Source organism: Verrucomicrobiota bacterium (genome assembly GCA_038744685.1).
Classification (GTDB): Bacteria; Verrucomicrobiota; Verrucomicrobiia; order Opitutales; family Puniceicoccaceae; genus Puniceicoccus.
Window position 1 is genome coordinate 230510 of the sequence record JBCDMB010000001.1, and the last position, 14410, is coordinate 244919.

The following is a 14410-nucleotide window of genomic DNA, read 5'->3' on the forward strand; positions in this document are numbered from 1 at the left end:
CCACATCATATTTTTGACCCCTTTGTAAGGGATCACGCTGTAAATTCTTGGTGGGCAGCTAGGTGTCGTGCCCGATAGGTACGGGGGGTGCAGCCAAAGCGACGTTGAAACTGATTATTGAAATTGGAGAGGTTGTTGTAGCCTCCAGAAAAGGCGATTTCAGAAATGGAGGAGTCGGATTCAATGAGCTGTTGGGCGACATTGGAAAGGCGAAGTCCCTGAATGTATGAGTTGGGAGTGCAGCCAATGCGTTGACGAAAGTTTCGGTGAAAAGAAGATTCACTCATACCGGCAAGCTTGGCGAGTTGGGCGTTGGTAAGAGAGCTGGTGCTGTTTTGGTGAATGTGAGCGAGTACCGTTTCGAGTTGCTTGATCTGTCTGTCGGGGTTCTTCAGATTGTATCCTTGGGAAGCGAGAGCTTGGGCATCTATGGTCTCGTTAGCGACGTACAGCAGGTTAAAGAGATGAGCGATAGCAGCCATGCCTGAAAAGGCGAAAACATGATCGAGTTGATCCGAAATTGTGCTGGCGGATATCCCTTGCAGAAGGAGCCCACGGGACGCGCGCTGGTAGATTCGGTTGATCGTAGGTGTTGTCTCGGGGAGATGTTTGCTCACCTCGAAGATCCGATTGGAGTCGAACTGAAGGCAACGAGAACGGGATAAACGAGTGCCTTTTACGTTGATAAAAGCATGAGGGAGATTGCTCCCGAAAAGGTAGATTTGGCCGGGTTGAAATTCGCCAACATAATCGCCAACAAGAACGCGACCGGTACTTTGATCGATCCGCAGAACCTCGAATTCAGGATGTCGGTGATAGGGACAATCGAAAGTTTCCTGATCGAAGTCTCGGCAGCTTAAGGTCTCGGATTTTTGATCGAGGATTTGTTCACGAATCGCGCGCATGGTTTTTGATTATTTTCCGCAGCCGGTCTTCCAGCCCGCCAAGGAGAGCCGTCGTCTTGCTCAAACCCAAAATTGCTCTCGTCAGGTCCAAAGGAGGTTAATCGAAGTGCCCTACAGCTGACTTTTAGTAGCGGATAAGCGTATCCTATCATAATATTGGCTAAAAAGTAGCATATTTGTGAGATTAATGGGAGAAAAACATTAGTTTTCGCTCCTAAAGCAGTAGAGAAAGTTTAGGGGATTAGTATACTCTCTAATACCATTGCACCGCGCGGGTCGCGGCCCGCGTAAGAAAGAGTAAGCCCTACTACCATGCCCGATCATCCTGACCCATTTCGCAAAGCTCGTGCCCGGGAGGGAGTTTTGAACGTCGATTGCGACGGCGAAAATGTGCCGCTCGTGCTCCGCCATGAGGATGCCAAGGAGACGGCGAAAGACTGGCAGACCTTCAGCAGTGACAATCCTCTGATGTGCGTTTTGCACTCGGAAGCGGATGTGCGTGGAGTGAGACAGCTCCCGCTTGAGATCGACCCACCGGATCATGCTGATTTCAGGGCTTTAGTGCAGCCGCTCTTCAATAAGCCGAGGGGTGACGCTAAGTTTATCGCTGCTATTGAGCAGATGATCGACGGGATGGTTAGAGAAGCTGTTGGTCTGGGTGAAATTGAAGTGGTGCGAGGATTTGTTCTTCCGATGCAGAGTAAGGCACTTGCTCTTTTACTTGGAATGCCGGAATCCGAGGCGGATGTTTGGATCAGTTGGGGTCTGCATGTGTTCCACGACCGAGATGACGACGCGGGTGATGGGCACTTGCTGGAGCAGTACACTGGGAGCCGTTTCAAGCAGGCAGAAGAGGAGCCTGGAAACGATTTTTTCAGCTACCTCAACGAGGTTGAATTCCGTGGTCGCAAGTTGACCTTTGATGAGAAGCAAGGGTTCGCGAACGTGACCTTCGCGGGAGGGCGAGATACCATCATAAATACGGCTGCAAGCATTTTTGCGCACCTTGCCGAAGATCCCGACTCGCTGTTTTTCCTAAGGGAAGATGAATCACGAATCAATCTCGCGGCAGAAGAGTTCGTGCGCTACGTAAGCCCACTGACCGCGATCACCCGAAAGTGCCCGCACATGGCAAAATTGGCAGGGCAGGAAGTTCCTGAAGGGGGACGGATTGCGATTTGTTGGCCCTCCGCTAATCGGGATGAAGCGGTATTTGAAGAACCCGATGAGCTCCGTTTGGATCGGGATCCAAATCCCCACATTGGCTACGGGTTTGGCCGTCACAATTGCCTCGGCGCGCACCATGCCCGTCTTCTGTTTCGCACCCTGATGAAGTCGCTTTGTAGACATGTGGAGCGCATGGTCCTCATCGAAGCCGAACCGAAGATGGAGAAAGAATCTTCCTACGAGCGGCAGGTCGGTTATGAGTCTGTTCACGTCCGTTTCTTCTCGCGCGATGCGTGATCAGATCTACGCCTGATTCCCCTCTGCACTGCTTAGAGACTGCGATGAACGGCCCAGAAAAGGCACCCTTTACCGATGAACAGATTGCTTGGCTCAATAACCACCTCGCCAAGCAATTTAGCCAGATTGCAAAACAGCTTGCTTCCTTTCCGCTTTCCGTTGGCGAGGAGCCGAAGGTTCCCGTGACCATTCTATGGGGTTCGCAGACGGGAAATGCAGAAGGACTCGCGACTCAGATGGCGACTGCATTATCGGAGGGTCGCTTTGAACCATCTGTAAGTGAGGTAGCCAATTACGATGTCGCAAATTTGTCTTCAGAGGAGAATCTTCTTGTGGTGACCAGCACCTACGGTGATGGCGAGCCACCCGACAATGCGGTTGATTTCGTCGATGCCCTTTGTACGGATACAGCGCCGCGAGTTGAGGGACTTCGATTCTCCGTCCTGGCTCTAGGCGATTCTCAATATCCTGACTTTTGCGGAGCCGGTAAGAGGATCGACCAACGTCTCGCCGAACTGGGAGGAGAGCGCTTGTATGAGCGCGTGGATTGCGACGTCGATTTTGATCGACCTTTCGAGGTTTGGAAGAAGGGGGTGTTGGACGCCCTTGGAGCAGGAGCTGCGACATCCAAGCCTCGGGTTGCTCCAGCGAAAAAGGAGTCTTTTGGAAAGAAGAGGCCGTTTCCTGCACCTATTCTCAACAACTATGACCTCAATCGGGAAGGTGCCTTCAAGTCCACTCACCACATTGAACTTTCACTCAATGGCTCCGGCCTCGAATACGAAGCTGGAGACGCGCTCGGCGTCTATCCGGTAAACGACGAGAATGTGGTCGATGAGATTATCGCTGCTCTATCTTTTGACGCCGAAGCTGAGGTGCCACTCCCTGACGGTGGAGAAGCGCCCTTGCGGGAAGCTCTGCTGAAGAACTACGAGATCCGAACCCTGAGCAAGAAGCTGATCACCGTTTGGCAGGAGCGTAGTGGTTCGGAATCGCTCAAGTCGCTGATCGAAGAAGACAGCAATGAGGCATGGGAAGAGTTCTTTTTTGGGCGTGACTTGGTTGATCTGGTTATCGACTATCCGGCGAATTTTCACAGTGTTGAGGAGTTTGTGGGCGTTTTGAAGAAACTGCACCCGCGGCTCTATTCAATTGCCTCTAGCCCGCAAGCTCACCCTGGAGAAGTTCATCTTACGGTGGGAGTGGTCACCTACGAGACATATGGTCGTTTGAGGGGAGGAGTCTGTTCGACCTATCTGGCGAACCGAAGCAATGGTTCTCTTCCGAGTGTCTTTGTGCAGCCCAACAAGGCTTTCCGTCCTCCCGCAAATGATGATGCCCCGATGATTATGGTCGGGCCGGGAACAGGGATCGCACCCTTCCGGGCCTTTCTGGAAGAGCGCGAGGGCAGGGGAGCGAAGGGGAAGAATTGGCTCTTCTTCGGGAACCCTCACCGCGCAACCGATTATCTCTACGAGGAGTCGTTGGAAGGTTGGAGGGAGAATGGTCTTTTAAGTAAGCTGGACCTCGCTTTTTCACGTGACCAGACAGAGAAGGTGTATGTGCAGCACCTCATGCTCGAAAGTGGAGCAGAGATCTGGGAGTGGTTGGAAGAGGGGGGCTACTTTTTTGTGTGCGGCGATGCTTTGCGAATGGCCAAGGATGTGGACAAAGCACTCCACCAGATCGTGCAGGTTTACGGAGGAAAATCGGAGGACGAGGCGCAGCACTACATCAAGATCCTCAAGAAGGAAAAACGCTACGCCCGCGACGTTTACTAAGCCCGTTTTCTATGCCTATCCAAGCAAAAGCAGCAATCTCCGATGGTGAGGGGTCCTTCTCCATAGAAACTATTGAGGTGAACCCGCCGAAGCGGGGTGAAGTCCTCGTTGCAATCCAGGCGTCTGGCCTTTGCCACACTGATTACGATTCCCTGACCTGGGGCTTTGAACACATCATGGGGCACGAAGGTGCGGGTTTTGTGGAAGCGGTGGGTGAGGGTGTCGACCATGTTGAGGTGGGTGACAAAGTCCTGCTGAACTGGGCGATTCCATGTAAGGATTGCTTCCAGTGCCAGAACGGCAAACAGAACATTTGTGAGGTAAACTCGCAGGTCACTGGCAAAGATAAATTCGAAGGCATGGCGCATCCAGAGGCCAGTATTTGGAAGGGCAAACCGGTGAAGCGCTCGTTCAACATCGGTACGCTCAGCAGCCACACGGTGGTGAAGAAGGAGGCTGTTATTCCGTATACTACTGAGATCCCGTTCACTTCGGCTTGTATCATAGGTTGCGGTGTAATGACTGGTTACGGTTCGGTTGTGAATTCTGCCAAGCTAGCTGCGGGGAGTAGCGCCGTTGTGCTCGGAACGGGTGGCGTGGGACTCAACTCGATTCAGGGAGCACGTATTTCCGGCGCGGCTAAGGTCATCGCGATCGATGTGAACGAGGAACGTCTCAAAATGGCCAAGCAGTTTGGTGCCACCCATACAATCCTCGCTTCGCGGGAGGACAAGAGGCTGATGCAAGCCTCGGAGAAAGTGAAGCAGCTTTGTGGTGGCCGTGGTGCAGACTACGCCTTCGAGTGCACGGGAGTACCTGCTCTTGGTGCTGCCCCACTAGCGATGATCCGCAGCGCTGGCACAGCGGTGCAGGTCTCAGGCATCGAAGAAGAAATTACGATCGATATGAACCTATTCGAGTGGGATAAGGTTTACATCAACCCGCTCTATGGTGGCGCGATGCCCGAATTCGACTTTCCGAAGCTGCTCGAACTCTACGAGCACAAACAACTCAAGCTCGATGAGCTGATTACCCGCACCTATCTCCTTGAGGACTTGCAAAAGGCCATCGACGACATGATGGCTGGCCGTAACGCAAAGGGTGTAATTTCTTTTGAATAAGGATTTGAAACCACGGATCACGGATCATGAAAGATGCGAAGACATCCCATTTCCGCACGACTGAGATCGGTGAATTTCCCTGTACTCGCGGCACTCATAAGGTGGTCACGGTCAAAAGTCCGGCCCTCAAAGCGAGGGCAGATCTTTCCATTTTCGTTCCTGAGCAAGCCGAAGGTTGCATCGACCTTCCGGTCGTCACTCTTCTGCACGGCGTTTATGGAAGCCACTGGATCTGGGCTTTGACGGGCAAAGCCCACGAGACTCTACAGGACCTAGTCGATGAGGGTGAAGTGTCACCGATGCTACTGGCTTTACCCTCTGACGGACTCTGGGGCGACGGCAGTGGCTATGTTCCTCATTCCAGGCAGGATTTTGATGCGTGGATCTCGCAAGATGTGCGGGAAGCGGTCAGTGAAATTACGGGCAACCGTAGTAATACACCGCACTTCATCGGCGGTCTTTCGATGGGAGGCTTCGGTGCTTTGCGCCTCGGGGCAAAGTACCCCGAGCGGTACAAAGCCTTCGCCGGGCATTCCTCCATCACGTCGATTGATCAAATGTCACTCTTTGTTGAGGAGCCGATTGAAGCCTATCCGGAAGTCAAGGGTATTGAACGAAACGTTTTGGACGCGATCATGGCCAACCGCGACCGTATTGGCCCTTTCCGTTTTGACTGTGGGGTAGATGACCCGCTCATCGAACACAACCGAACGCTGTCGAGGGCACTAGATGACGCGGGCGTGGAATTTACCTACGAGGAATTTCCCGGTGGCCACGAGTGGCCCTATTGGGAAGAGCATGTGGTAAGTACCTTCAAGTTCTTTGCAGCGCAGCTGTAGCTGGTTTTTCCATGCTAAAATTCAAGCGTTCTTTTTCCGCCTATCCCGCTGGGATGCGATTGGACTGAAGGTCGCGGCGCTACAGGGATTGAAACGTATCTCGATAAGAATCCAATTCCTGCTTCCTTCCCCTTCACTCCGTGAACTTCTGAGGACGCGGGCGCTGCTACGATTCTCCGCTGCACCACAACTACCAAACCTTTCTGAGTGGTCACGCGATTTGAAAACGACTGGAACTTGGAGATGTTATGTCAGAGAACCGCAATTTCAATGCAACGAATCTTGACCCTTACCTTTTCACTGTTTGTCGCAGCGGGAACACTCGTCGCGGAAAAACACCCGGAACTTGGCGACGTCGAGTGGCTCCGAAATTACGATCAGGCTGTCAAGGAGTCTGCTGAAAGCGAAAAGCCTCTCCTTATTCTCTTTCAGGAGGTGCCCGGGTGTGAGGGCTGCGTGATCTTTGGGCAGGACACGCTTTCTCACCCGCTCGTTGTCGATGCGATTGAGAATGACTTTGTGCCTCTGGCCATCCGAAACAATATCTCTACCGGTCATGATCGGGAAATCCTCGAGCGATTCGAGGAGCCCGCTTGGAACTATCAGGTCATGCGCTTTCTTGATACCAAGGGTGGTGACATCATTCCGCGAAAAGATCGTGTTTGGTCCATCGCGGGAACTGCCGAACGCATGATCCAAGCGTTGGAAGTAGCGAAACGACCGGTTCCTGATTACCTGCACTCCATCGTTTTGTCTCAGCCAGAGGCCCCTCTCAAGACAGCTGTTTTCAGCATGTATTGTTTCTGGGACGGGGAGGCCAAACTGGGCGGTATCGAGGGCGTTGCGGAGACTGAAGCAGGTTGGCTTGACGGCCGAGAAGTTGTTCGCCTTCGTTTCGATCCTGCAGTGATCGCCTGGCCGGAGCTGGTGCGAACTGCCCAATCCCATGGCTGTGCTAAGCACGTCTATGCACCTGACGCGGAATCGCTTAGGGAAACTCCTGCAGCCATAAATTCTCACGCTGAGCTCCTGATACCCAAGGCATACCGCAAAGCTCTCGCAAGCGATCAGAAGCGCCACTTGCAGTTTTCCAGCCTGAAAAACCTTCCTCTGAACCCAGTCCAGCTTACGAAGGTCAACGCCGCTCTTGCCAACAAGGATCAGGCCGCGATTGAGAGATGGCTCAGCCCAAGCCAGCGCAAGAGTTTGCAGTAAAGAGCAAAACCTTGAAGGAAACTGGTCTCTCAGTCTCCACCAAATGTGCAAACGACGTGAACGTGTTCACTCGGAGGAGTCGAATACGGTGATCCTAACCCTTCATGCATTTCTCGGATCAGCAGGGGGCGGACGAAGGATCCAGAGACTGCGTGAGTTATGGGGTGGAATCCAACTCCTTTACGGAAATCCTGAAGAACAGATTGCTCAGGGAAGAATCGAAGGTTCTTACTTCATGAGCGATCTCGGAATCTCCTGATTGATTTAAGTGCGTTCGGCCGACGAGTGACGAGAGGGTAAGACACAACTGCCTTTCAATTCCGAATACCTACTTGCGAGACTGCCTCTCCCTTACAGAGAGCGGAATGACCTGCCAGATAGTTGAAAAAGGATACGACTGCCAAAGAACCTTTGCTATTTAATCGGTAGAAGGTCGAACTTCACTTTATGATGAGAAAGCTGGAACGGAAAATGTAGGGGGTTTACGGTAATGCTGAATTCCCCTGACCAACTTATGATTCCGAGTCTTCCTTTCAACATCGCTGATTTATCCGCAGTAACGTCTCAATACGAGCACGCTTTCCACTGTCCTGCTTGCCCAAATGACCGATCAGACTCAAAGGGACAGAGGTTCGAATTTGGGTTTGTTGAATTGAGGAAATGAGGGTCCTTCACCTGAATACACGGTCCTCTGGTGGTGCGGCTCGCGCTGCCATACGGTTACATGAAGGCTTGAAAGCGGAAGGGGTTTCATCCCGTTTCGCGGTGGCTCCCAATTACCAGAGGGACGGATTCGAGAGTCCGTTGTGTCCTGCACCCGATTCGAGATGGATCGGTCCTTTCCGGCGGTTCTGGCAGGATCGTGAGACCCGGAAGCGCTATTCGACCCTCGAACCTTCTACGTTTCATCGGGACTGTCGAACCAAGTTTCGGCCCAATCATCTTGAGCCTTTGCTCCCGGCGGATGTCATCCATCTTCATTGGATTTCGGATTTTCTCGATTGGGAAACCTGTCTCCCTTGGTTAGCGAAGCAAGCTCCTCTTGTCTGGACCCTTCACGACATGAATCCATTCTATGGAATCTGGCATTACGCGCCAGACGTGCACGAGCAGTCCGGACCCATGCAGGAATGGGAAAACGAAGTGCGAAAGATCAAATCGCGAACCCTTTCTAAGATTGATGCGGATCGAATCACCTTGGTGGGTCCATCTCGCTGGGTTGCCGAGCGCGCGAGAGAAAGCAGCCAGATGGGACGTTTCCGCACCGTCTCGATTCCCTATGGCTTGCATACAAGGGTGTTTCGACCGATCAACAAGTCGGTCGTTCGAGAAGCACTTGGTATTCCGAAAAACTACCGAACCGTTGGATTTATGGCTCCCGTTCTCAAAGATCCACGCAAGGGTTATAACCTTCTGCTTGAGGCACTCTCTCATTTAGCTGAGAAGGGTGATGACCTCTCCCTGATAACTGTAGGTCCGGGAGCTAAAGAATCGCCCGATTTCCCGAGTTTAAACTTAGGAAGAGTCGGAAGCGATGACCTCTTGCGGCTCTTCTATGCAGCCATTGACTGCTTCGTTTGTCCTTCGCTGCAAGAAGTTTTCGGTCAAGTCATTACCGAAAGCATGGCCTGCGGGACGCCGGTAATTGGATTTGAATCGGGTGGGATTCCAGAGATCATTTGCCCGGGCGAAACGGGATGGCTTGTCCCGACCGGAGATACTCGTGCCTTGGCTCAAACCATTGAGAAAGCGGTGTCCGACCCCATTCTTCTCCGATCCTATGGCCAGAATTGTCGTGGCGTTGCCACTGAGGAATATTCGTTAGGCAAACAGGCGTCTGCCTACCAGAAACTGTATGAGGAAATCCTTGAACGTGTATCCCGGTCCACCCTTGTTCCACGAGAGAAGGTTTGAAAACCTGAGGTTAGGATCTCGCAGGTTCTTGCTAGTCCACCGGCTCTGTAAGCTTAACGATCAGTCAGCAGGAAACGGCCTACCGAGGGTAGAACGCTAACTCTAAAGACAAGGCCATTCTTCTAAGCTGATCTCGAATTCTGTCACCTCAAGAGGTGGATTAATCTTTAGTCTGTATTGCTTTGAGAGGTGATCCCCCTTCAAATCCTTCAAACTGTAGTCTCATCGGGTTTACTTTCGAGGAAAGCTCTTCCGTTCGATCGTTCTGGATCGTCTATGATTTCAATCCATCGGTTGCCGTGTTCCCGGATCGTTTCCTCAGTCGCACTGTCGGCCTGAACCATCCAAACAGGGATCATGTAGTTCATTTGGCACAGGTTTGCCGTCAACTGGAACGGACGAAGTAGATCGTAGAGGGTGGCGTAAATATCAAAGCCACTGTAGAATTTCTGCTGACCGCCCGCCGACAGTATCAACTGGAGGTCCTTCCCTTGAAGCTGTTTGCCTTTGTTTCCGTAAGCGAACCCATAGGTGAGAACATCGTCCAACCACTTCTTCAAGAGAGGCGGACTGGAATACCAGTAGAAAGGGAACTGGAATACGATTCGATCGTGCTCACGAAGAAGCTGTTGCTCTCGTTTCACATCCATCTGAAAGTCTGGATACTCTACATAGAGATCGCGGCTGGTAGCGATCTTTCCGGATTTCTCGAGCTGCTCCTTCCAGATCCGATTGACCCGTGATTCTTGAAGGGCCGGATGGAAGACCAGGTTCATGATTTTCATCGTGGTTTCTTCGTTTCGACTTTCTCCTCCGGTTGGAATCCGAAGTGTTCCAACGCAGCTCGCGCTACGGGTTCACCCATCTCCTGAACAAAGTGATCGGCTTCCGGAACTTCCATTGGCTCAGGACACTGCTTAATCATGTCCCGCATGTGGAACATCACTTTGGGTCCGAGCATCTTGTCCTGCATGCCAATCGCCATGAAGCTCACACCATTCCATTGTTCGCTCTAAAACTGAATCGCCTTGAGCGAGGTGCTCACACCGGGAAAGTCAGGTCGACTGGCGACTAGAGAGGGGAACTTTCTGACCCCGGCTTTGTATGATTTGTTCGGGAAGGGTGCTTCGTAAGCCAGTGCCTCGGCATCGCTGATACCGGGTGCGTGACGTTTGAAGATCTCATAGATCGGCGTGTCTTCATCACTTTCGATAAAGCCTTTCCACTCTTTAAACGCCTCGTTCACCTGACCGGTCATGATCCCAGTATTCATGATGAGTAGTCGTATAAAACGGTCAGGCATCTCATGGGGAAGGGTGAGTCCGAGGACACCACCCCAGTCCTGACAGACAAGCGTAATGTTTTTCAGATCGAGTGCTTCGATGAAACGCAGCAAAAAGTTTCGGTGAAAAAGAAAGGTATAGACATCCTGATCAATGGGTTTGTCGGATCGACCAAATCCAAGGAGATCGGGAGCGATGACCCGGACTCCAGCAGATGCAAAAATCGGGATCATTTTTCGGTATAGATAACTCCAGCTTGGCTCTCCATGGAGACAAAGGAAGATCTCTTTGGAATCGGGATTTCCTTCGTCCAGATAGTGAGCGCGGAGATCTTCGTATCCAGGCAGCGTTTCGATGTAATGTGGCTTGAAAGGGTAATCTGGTAGCCCTTCAAACCGTTCGTCAGGTGTGCGTAACTTCCTCATAAATCTAATGATTTTACAATAGGTCAATTGACCTATTTTCAAGATTTAGGTCTATTGACCTAATCTGTCAAGTGTGTTGAGCTCATCTCATTAAACCGAGCCTCACTCAAAGCATGTTCGCAAAAATCGAGATCGGTATCGCCATCGAAAGCACTCGAGACCCGAGTTCGATCCAGATACCGAATCCCGAGCATGTTCTATTTGAGTAGCGAAGTAATACCAACCGTATGGAAACCAAACATCAGATCATTAGATCCGCTCTGGTAGTCCTGAAGGAAGAGGGCACAGAGGGTCTGACACTCCGGAAGGTCGCGACCCACGCTCAAATGAGTCTGGGGAACCTTCAGTATCACTACAGAAACAAGTCAGCTCTTTTTGGTGGCCTTGCAGAGCATTACTTCGATGAATGCAGTGAGATCCTTCAAGGCTACGTGCCGCTCAGTTCCGAGGAGGATCTCTCGAAACGTCTTAGACACCTGATCGATTTCATCCTCGATCACTTGGACCATCTGACGGATATGTGTCGTATCTTCCGTGAGCTTTGGGCGTTGGCGACGCGGGATCGACAAATCAGTTGCCAGCTTTCCGACTACTACCGGGTAAGCCGGAGAGAAATGGAGTCTCTTTTTCTCGAAATCACTTCTTCACCTGAGGGGAGTCAGAGAATTGTTACACTCCTTCTCCCATACTTTGAAGGGTTTTCGATTACCCATAATGCTCTTGGACAGAGCAAAGAGCAGGTTGCTGATCTTCTTACGCAGCTCGCTTTTGGTCTCGGCAAATAATATCTACCAGAATTCGGTATAGTCGGCTCGGACAGCTGTGCTGCAAGGACTCGAGGGATTGAGGCTTGAATCTAATGACGTCGACTAATCCACCTTGCGCCTCAGCATGGACGACTGACCCAAACGAGTCGATGGAGTAGAGACAAACACCAGAGTGTTGTAGCGAAGGTTTCCGATTGTAAGTCACAGCACTATCACGTTCTGTAACCGATTGAACTTGTGGGACTAGTGTTGTTTGAGTGCTTGGAGGCTAAGTGGACGTAGCCTCGTGACTCGTGTGTTCTTTCTGTTCTAGGGTTAGATCAGGCCATAGAGGAAGTATAGAACGCACCGGAGCCTGAAGTCTTTTGTCATGGACGCAACGCGTTCCATTTTCGCCTCGCGACTCCAATGCACTTCTTCAAGAGCACCGACGTCTTAGAGGGACGTTTTATCTTACAGTTGAATTCCTTTTCCCATTCCAGCGCCCGTGAAAATTTCTTGTGAAAATCGTGAACATACTGCTTCGAACCTCCTTGAAAGTGTATCATGTTAACCCGTAGCCATCGCCCTTCATGAAATACGGAAACGCTCTTCTCAAGTCCATTGAATCGATACAATTTTGACTGGTAGTCACTAAAAAGGTGCATGTTCAAAGATCCGTTACTCATAATTGGAGGAATGCTGACATGCTTAAACGTAGAAGCTTTGAATTTATAGACCTCTGCACCTGTGCCCTGGCTGTTTTCCCAGAAGTCTAGCAACGCCCACATATCACTGAAATGAATTTCGGCCCCCGAAGGATGGGTTCCCTTCCAGATTTTCGGGTATGGCGAAGGGCGATTTCTTTCAATGCGTCAGTTTCGTTCGAGTAGAGTTCGGATAGATACCTGCAGAACTCTTCGATTACCCCCTCATTTCGAAAAAAAAAGAAATTCCGGAGCGCCGGGATCGATGGTTTGTCCGTAGTGAAAATCTGGATACTCATCAAGAAGAACCGCCGGAGGAGTGAGTAGAAAATTGTCTGTATCGAGATACAAGAAGTTCTGTAACCGATAGTGCTTCGCCAGATTTAATAAGATAAACCACCTTTCGAAACAGAATCTCTCATACCGCAAATGATTGATTGAAAAATGTTTATAATTTTGGACGAAGGCTTCATAGGAAGTGTCGGCAGCGACGAGTGTATCGATTGATACCCATATGCACTGACCGAATTCTTCTGCAATTTCTTTGTTTGAATCATTGCCAGCGAGGAAGATATCGCTGTCAGGAATCAACCGACTCAAAAGATCGAGGTTGTACCTCAAGTACTTTTGATGACCGTTGTGAATGAGAACGATAGACCAATTCATAGGAGCTGTGGGTTTCAGAGATGTAAGTCGCACTCTGGCAATCGACAAAGTAACAGGCCAGAGAATTGATCCGAGAAATGTCTGATTACGGGTCGAATTCCCTCTGTGCGCCAGGTCATGTGCACCTACCGAGAGAGGAGGAAAGAACAACAGCAACTGTGTCTTTTTATCACGGCGGCACTATAAGAAAGTCAGAAGACCTTCGGTTTCCTCACCTGTTTTTGAGGACACTCTATTTCCAACCGCGTTTAGAGGACAACAAAAGCTAGGGTAGGTCTTCTCTCGCAGACCGCTAAATGCAGTTGGCCGGTTCGTTCCCACTCACCTCGGACATCTCGCGGAAGTCCTACCCGTTACGTGTCGGCGCGGGTGTAGATCACAAAATCCGCCCTTTCAGCGTCTTCGGTCCGAAATGAGGTCGGGTCTTCGACTGGCCGAATGCTGATCGTTGATATCACCGGAAAAGGGTCGAGATGACGGAGTCGTTGGAGGACTCCACCGTTTTGAGCGATGTGAAAGTCTCCGGCGATGAGAAGGACCTTTGGATGTTTCGCTAGGGCCATTCTGACCGACTCAGCCATCGTCGCATCCCAAACTTGCTGGGCACGGAAGAAAGACTCTATGTCGAGACCTTCGCCTTCTTCCTTACCAGCGACGGCGTGCCCACCCATCATTTCGAAAAAGCGGGTCCTGTAAGTTTCTTCGTCAACGTCATCACGAGGGATAGCGAAAAGCGGAAGAAGTGTGTTTTGATCAATTTCCGAAAGGACTTGGTGTCCGGCAAAGCGGGAGAGACGGACGTAGCTTCGTGGGGAGTTAGCCGCAAGGAGAGTCGCTCCTTCTGGAACCCGGTCTCGGACCGATTCGACAATCGGAAGGTACCAAAGACGCCAGTTTTCCTCGCCTCCCCATCCTCGGACATCGGTAGTGGCTGCTAGAGCATCGGAATCGATTGCTTGGGCAAGAAAGAGGTCGAGGAAGACCTGCTCGTCGCGCTCAAACATTTCCATCGTAACCGCACTGTTTGGGAAGCCCGCCAATAACTCTTCGACCAGTCTTTGTTCCAACTCGTGCGCTATTGCGTCATCGTGTCGTTCTCCCACCAAAATGATCTGAGAGGAAAGCACCGAGCCGACCATCTGGTTCCACGAAATCTCTCCACCAGTGACTCCGTCGTAGATGACCCAATCCGGGAAAACAGGCTCGTCCTCGGCGACGTGTCTGTGGAGGGTCTGGCAGCCGAATTGGAGGGTAAGCAAAAGGGGGAGTATGGAGCGAGTTAGGATTTGGAAGAAGATGGGCATTGGTAGCGGGAAAGTTGGGGGAATGGAGAAGTGGTTTGGA

Annotated in this window: 14 protein-coding genes; 8 read left to right on the forward strand and 6 right to left on the reverse strand. The window is 51.2% G+C overall.

Annotated elements, in window-relative coordinates; translation table 11 throughout:
- Window positions 1-32 precede the first annotated feature (32 nt).
- Window positions 33-905, reverse strand: coding sequence for an AraC family transcriptional regulator (locus AAGJ81_00980; GenBank protein ID MEM0964708.1), 873 nt, complete (start codon window positions 903-905; stop codon window positions 33-35).
- A 312-nt stretch (window positions 906-1217) separates the two neighbouring features.
- On the opposite strand from AAGJ81_00980, the gene AAGJ81_00985 reads away from it, so the two are divergent.
- The 7 genes from AAGJ81_00985 (at window position 1218) to AAGJ81_01015 (ending at window position 9239) form a co-directional block, all read left to right on the forward strand.
- Window positions 1218-2369: a cytochrome P450 gene (locus tag AAGJ81_00985; protein ID MEM0964709.1), complete on the forward strand. Its 1152-nt coding sequence runs from the start codon at window positions 1218-1220 to the stop codon at window positions 2367-2369.
- A 44-nt stretch (window positions 2370-2413) separates the two neighbouring features.
- The gene (locus tag AAGJ81_00990) at window positions 2414-4150 is read left to right on the forward strand and encodes a flavodoxin domain-containing protein (GenBank protein MEM0964710.1); all 1737 of its coding nucleotides are present in this window, start codon (window positions 2414-2416) and stop codon (window positions 4148-4150) included.
- Between the two features lie 11 nt (window positions 4151-4161).
- Window positions 4162-5271, forward strand: coding sequence for a Zn-dependent alcohol dehydrogenase (locus tag AAGJ81_00995; protein MEM0964711.1), 1110 nt, complete (start codon window positions 4162-4164; stop codon window positions 5269-5271).
- Between the two features lie 26 nt (window positions 5272-5297).
- Window positions 5298-6110 (forward strand): alpha/beta hydrolase-fold protein, encoded by an 813-nt coding sequence (locus AAGJ81_01000; GenBank protein MEM0964712.1) that lies wholly within the window; start codon window positions 5298-5300, stop codon window positions 6108-6110.
- A 270-nt stretch (window positions 6111-6380) separates the two neighbouring features.
- The gene (locus AAGJ81_01005; GenBank protein ID MEM0964713.1) at window positions 6381-7325 is read left to right on the forward strand and encodes a VPGUxxT family thioredoxin-like (seleno)protein, type 2; all 945 of its coding nucleotides are present in this window, start codon (window positions 6381-6383) and stop codon (window positions 7323-7325) included.
- A gap of 43 nt (window positions 7326-7368) precedes the next feature.
- Window positions 7369-7584 carry a hypothetical protein gene (locus AAGJ81_01010; protein MEM0964714.1) on the forward strand — a complete coding sequence of 72 codons (216 nt, stop codon included), beginning with the start codon at window positions 7369-7371 and terminating at the stop codon, window positions 7582-7584.
- A 401-nt stretch (window positions 7585-7985) separates the two neighbouring features.
- Window positions 7986-9239: a glycosyltransferase gene (locus tag AAGJ81_01015; protein ID MEM0964715.1), complete on the forward strand. Its 1254-nt coding sequence runs from the start codon at window positions 7986-7988 to the stop codon at window positions 9237-9239.
- A 209-nt stretch (window positions 9240-9448) separates the two neighbouring features.
- On the opposite strand, the gene AAGJ81_01020 is transcribed toward AAGJ81_01015, so the two are convergent.
- From AAGJ81_01020 to AAGJ81_01030, 3 genes are read right to left on the reverse strand one after another with little or no spacing between them, the layout of a single operon-like run.
- Entirely contained in the window at window positions 9449-10015 is a 567-nt protein-coding gene (locus tag AAGJ81_01020; protein ID MEM0964716.1) for an NAD(P)H-dependent oxidoreductase, read from the reverse strand.
- A gap of 5 nt (window positions 10016-10020) precedes the next feature.
- On the reverse strand, window positions 10021-10224 hold the full coding sequence (locus AAGJ81_01025) for a hypothetical protein (GenBank protein ID MEM0964717.1): 204 nt from the start codon (window positions 10222-10224) through the stop codon (window positions 10021-10023).
- 27 nt (window positions 10225-10251) lie between these two features.
- Window positions 10252-10947, reverse strand: coding sequence for a haloalkane dehalogenase (locus AAGJ81_01030; GenBank protein ID MEM0964718.1), 696 nt, complete (start codon window positions 10945-10947; stop codon window positions 10252-10254).
- 227 nt (window positions 10948-11174) lie between these two features.
- On the opposite strand from AAGJ81_01030, the gene AAGJ81_01035 reads away from it, so the two are divergent.
- Window positions 11175-11732 (forward strand): TetR/AcrR family transcriptional regulator, encoded by a 558-nt coding sequence (locus AAGJ81_01035; protein MEM0964719.1) that lies wholly within the window; start codon window positions 11175-11177, stop codon window positions 11730-11732.
- 893 nt (window positions 11733-12625) lie between these two features.
- On the opposite strand, the gene AAGJ81_01040 is transcribed toward AAGJ81_01035, so the two are convergent.
- Window positions 12626-13066 carry a hypothetical protein gene (locus tag AAGJ81_01040; GenBank protein MEM0964720.1) on the reverse strand — a complete coding sequence of 147 codons (441 nt, stop codon included), beginning with the start codon at window positions 13064-13066 and terminating at the stop codon, window positions 12626-12628.
- A 353-nt stretch (window positions 13067-13419) separates the two neighbouring features.
- Window positions 13420-14370 (reverse strand): ChaN family lipoprotein, encoded by a 951-nt coding sequence (locus AAGJ81_01045; protein MEM0964721.1) that lies wholly within the window; start codon window positions 14368-14370, stop codon window positions 13420-13422.
- Window positions 14371-14410: the final 40 nt, after the last annotated feature.

Excerpts from the sequence above, each read along its gene's own strand:
- AAGJ81_00995 (MEM0964711.1), top strand. The coding sequence starts at position 4,162 with ATGCCTATCCAAGCAAAAGCAGCAATCTCCGATGGTGAGGGGTCCTTC.
- AAGJ81_01030 (MEM0964718.1), bottom strand. The coding sequence starts at position 10,947 with ATGAGGAAGTTACGCACACCTGACGAACGGTTTGAAGGGCTACCAGAT.
- AAGJ81_00985 (MEM0964709.1), top strand. The coding sequence starts at position 1,218 with ATGCCCGATCATCCTGACCCATTTCGCAAAGCTCGTGCCCGGGAGGGA.
- AAGJ81_01000 (MEM0964712.1), top strand. The coding sequence starts at position 5,298 with ATGAAAGATGCGAAGACATCCCATTTCCGCACGACTGAGATCGGTGAA.
- AAGJ81_01015 (MEM0964715.1), top strand. The coding sequence starts at position 7,986 with ATGAGGGTCCTTCACCTGAATACACGGTCCTCTGGTGGTGCGGCTCGC.
- AAGJ81_01010 (MEM0964714.1), top strand. The coding sequence starts at position 7,369 with ATGTGCAAACGACGTGAACGTGTTCACTCGGAGGAGTCGAATACGGTG.
- AAGJ81_00980 (MEM0964708.1), bottom strand. The coding sequence starts at position 905 with ATGCGCGCGATTCGTGAACAAATCCTCGATCAAAAATCCGAGACCTTA.
- AAGJ81_01040 (MEM0964720.1), bottom strand. The coding sequence starts at position 13,066 with ATGAATTGGTCTATCGTTCTCATTCACAACGGTCATCAAAAGTACTTG.
- AAGJ81_01005 (MEM0964713.1), top strand. The coding sequence starts at position 6,381 with ATGCAACGAATCTTGACCCTTACCTTTTCACTGTTTGTCGCAGCGGGA.
- AAGJ81_01025 (MEM0964717.1), bottom strand. The coding sequence starts at position 10,224 with ATGGCGATTGGCATGCAGGACAAGATGCTCGGACCCAAAGTGATGTTC.
- AAGJ81_01035 (MEM0964719.1), top strand. The coding sequence starts at position 11,175 with ATGGAAACCAAACATCAGATCATTAGATCCGCTCTGGTAGTCCTGAAG.
- AAGJ81_01020 (MEM0964716.1), bottom strand. The coding sequence starts at position 10,015 with ATGAACCTGGTCTTCCATCCGGCCCTTCAAGAATCACGGGTCAATCGG.
- AAGJ81_00990 (MEM0964710.1), top strand. The coding sequence starts at position 2,414 with ATGAACGGCCCAGAAAAGGCACCCTTTACCGATGAACAGATTGCTTGG.
- AAGJ81_01045 (MEM0964721.1), bottom strand. The coding sequence starts at position 14,370 with ATGCCCATCTTCTTCCAAATCCTAACTCGCTCCATACTCCCCCTTTTG.